Consider the following 2,859-nt stretch of genomic DNA (forward strand, 5'->3'; position numbering starts at 1 on the left):
GAAAATAAGGACTATGAACCTATGTCATAATCCTTATTCTAAATACTTTTTGTTAAGCTATTAAACAATTTGTTTATTTAATGGGTTATTTATTGTGCTCTTTAAACTTTTTAAGCTCATTGCACCATATATCTACTAATTCTCTAAGCTCTGTAGTTTCAATTTCACACCAGTTACCCATTCCGTCTTCAGCTAAATTATCGTATATTTGTGTTTTATCTTTATGAATTTCTACACCACATACATTTCCGTTTAATTCTTCATATCCAGATTCTCCACTCAACACTTTATCTATTGCTTCAAAAACATATTGCGGATCTGATCCTTGTATATCTGACATTAAAAATGTTGCTACTAATTGTATTTTTTCTTCCACAATTATGATTAAATCCTTATCTCCATCGCTATAGCTTAGCTCATCAAATCTAAAATTATACTTCATTTTTTCCTCCGCTTAATATATTGGGAACGCTGATATTACCTTTCCTGTTTTGCTATCAATATACATTTCAACTTTTATTCCTTGTGAAGTTTTTCCTCTAAACGTATTTCTACTACCTTGAACAAATCCTTTATTACTGTAAGCCTCATTTATACCATCTACTATATCTTGAGCACTCCAACTTTTAGGAAAGAACGATGACTTACCTCCATTCCCCATTTTAGGCACACCATTAACTTCAACCTTCCCAGTGTATATTCCAAATTCATTAGGTAATGATTCTGTTCCTTGAATTATATTTCCTTTAGCTGTTGGCATTCCTTCATAATGAAAGCCTACAGCCTTACCTCTAGCAATTCACCTTCTAAAATATGTTCCAAAGCTCCATTCTTAAAGTTCTCTGTATTATTTAACTTTGAAATATCATATACAGCTTCAGCCGCCTCTTCAGTAGCTCCACCTCTAAGTTTACCAATTATATTCCCAAAACCACTTCCAATTACCTTTTTCCCATACCCAAACTTTGTAATTATAGGAAAGAGCCCTGCTGTTATAAATGGCTGAGTGAATTCTCCACCCATAAATTCTGATCCAATTCTGGCTGTTTCCTCATCACAACCTGCAGACTTAAAAATTATATACTGATCATTAATCATAGATCCACCAGTGCGTATCCAAAATGCATCAAAAAAATATTTCATTTTTTCAAAAAAGTCAGTACTATCATCTCTAATCCAATAACCATCTTCATCAAAGTCACTCATTTCATGAACTAAAGCTTTTTCTCTTATCTTATCTAAATCATCAAAGCTTCCCAACTCTTCTGCGGCTTTTCTTAACTGAAATTCTTTCAATACTTCATAATTTTTCTCAAAATCTAAGTTCCCTAATCTGTTACTTTTACAATAATTATTATATCCGCTATTTATAGCTAGTTCTAGTGTTGAATCCGCAGATTTTAGATACTAAAAAATAATGAACCAGCCTACTTAATTTCATCTGATTCATTTAATCTTTTCAATGCAATTATACATACAGTTTTTTAATTTATTTCTTTAGAAAGTATTCATTTCTATTATCGTGCTAATTATCTCAGCAGCTTACATAACTTTACATAGAAATTAAACCATGTTATTCAGTAAGTTACTAAAAATATTTCTATCCTTTTAGCTTAATATCAGATATAAGTTGCTCGATACTATCTGATATGACTTCATATCTTCCAGTCTCAAAATCTTCTAGTTTCACAATACCAGTATTGTTATCAACAACTACCAAGAAACTATTTCTACCTTCTACTCCTAGTGGTATGTTATCTAACTTTCCTTCATGAACCTCTTTGTAACCCATTAATTGAGCAACAAAGTTATTTAATTCAATTCCTGGTAACACTGGCTCAAGTATTATGTTATATGACTTATAAAAACCTGATAATTCTGCAAACCAATAGGAGTTAAAGTAATCTTTTATAGACTTATGGAAAGTAACTCCTACTACTTGCTCTATATCTCGAAAATCATGAATCGCATTTTTTTCAACAGGTTTCCAGCATATATATTCATCTTGGTCAACTTCACCTTCATATATACTCGGTTTAACCGCATCATTCCATGGCACTTTAGGATATGAATTATTAAATCCTTGCCATGCTTCTATAAGTTGGTCAAAATATTTTTTCATTTCTTCCTTCACAATATTCACCTCGTTTCTATATTATCATTTATCAAGAAATTTTTGAAGCATTTCTGCATAAGGACTATCGCTACCCCATATTCCTAAATTTTTCTCTGCATTATGTACTCCACCAAACCCTGGGTGAAGAGGTTTTGGTATTCCAACTGCTTGTCCCCCTCCACCGATATGATGGTGAAGCAATTGAGTGCCACGAAGCCCCTGTACATCATATTGCTCGAAATAATCTCTAAAAGTAGCATCGTTAACTGGAGTACTTAATGTTGGATGCTTACCTTCAACAATACTTCTATTTAATGAACTAAATGCATCAGGGTGTCTTTCTAGCATCTCATTCCAATAATAATTAGAATCTCTTAACCATCCCTCAGCATTTGCTGTCGAACTTCCTTTTCCAACATATGGCATATCAACAACCAACCTTGGGTCTGCTTCATATCTTCCTAGTACACTTGTATCTTCAAGTTTTCTATACGCTCGTATATCTACTTCATTAAGTGTATTAGCTTTACTTACTCCCTCTACAATATCCTCAAATTCGTCACCATGCTTTACTAATGTTCCAACTTCATCAGTATATTTCAAAGACCCTATAACTGGGAAAAATGCCATCGCATCTAGAAATGTTTGTCCTGCATGGCCCCATGACCATTCCCAATTAACAAAATCTGCACTGATATCTCTTATGTCTGCTGGTAAGTCAAGACCAGCTAAACCAAGTCCAA

The 2,859-nt window shown here is 33.1% G+C and carries 4 protein-coding genes and 1 pseudogene; all 5 read right to left on the bottom strand.

Going from position 1 to position 2,859, the window contains the following annotated elements:
* Positions 1–85: 85 nt before the first annotated feature.
* Entirely contained in the window at positions 86–442 is a 357-nt protein-coding gene (locus FAY47_RS19225; protein ID WP_143318545.1) for a hypothetical protein, read from the bottom strand.
* A 12-nt stretch (positions 443–454) separates the two neighbouring features.
* Positions 455–760 carry an EndoU domain-containing protein gene (locus FAY47_RS19230; protein WP_143318546.1) on the bottom strand — a complete coding sequence of 102 codons (306 nt, stop codon included), beginning with the start codon at positions 758–760 and terminating at the stop codon, positions 455–457.
* A gap of 17 nt (positions 761–777) precedes the next feature.
* On the bottom strand, positions 778–1,296 hold the full coding sequence (locus FAY47_RS19235; RefSeq protein ID WP_143318547.1) for a hypothetical protein: 519 nt from the start codon (positions 1,294–1,296) through the stop codon (positions 778–780).
* A gap of 304 nt (positions 1,297–1,600) precedes the next feature.
* Positions 1,601–2,134, bottom strand: a complete 534-nt coding sequence (locus tag FAY47_RS19240) for a SecY-interacting protein Syd (RefSeq protein WP_143318548.1) — start codon at positions 2,132–2,134, stop codon at positions 1,601–1,603.
* A 24-nt stretch (positions 2,135–2,158) separates the two neighbouring features.
* Positions 2,159–2,859 (bottom strand): annotated as a pseudogene (locus tag FAY47_RS19245) (hypothetical protein); the annotation flags it as partial.

The sequence above is a fragment of the Clostridium sp. HBUAS56017 genome (assembly GCF_007115085.1).
In the GTDB taxonomy this organism is placed as follows: Bacteria; Bacillota; Clostridia; order Clostridiales; family Clostridiaceae; genus Clostridium; species Clostridium cibarium.

What these genes read in the sequence shown, in the direction of transcription:
- FAY47_RS19225 (WP_143318545.1), bottom strand. Translation starts at nt 442, where the DNA reads ATGAAGTATAATTTTAGATTTGATGAGCTAAGCTATAGCGATGGAGAT.
- FAY47_RS19230 (WP_143318546.1), bottom strand. Translation starts at nt 760, where the DNA reads ATGCCAACAGCTAAAGGAAATATAATTCAAGGAACAGAATCATTACCT.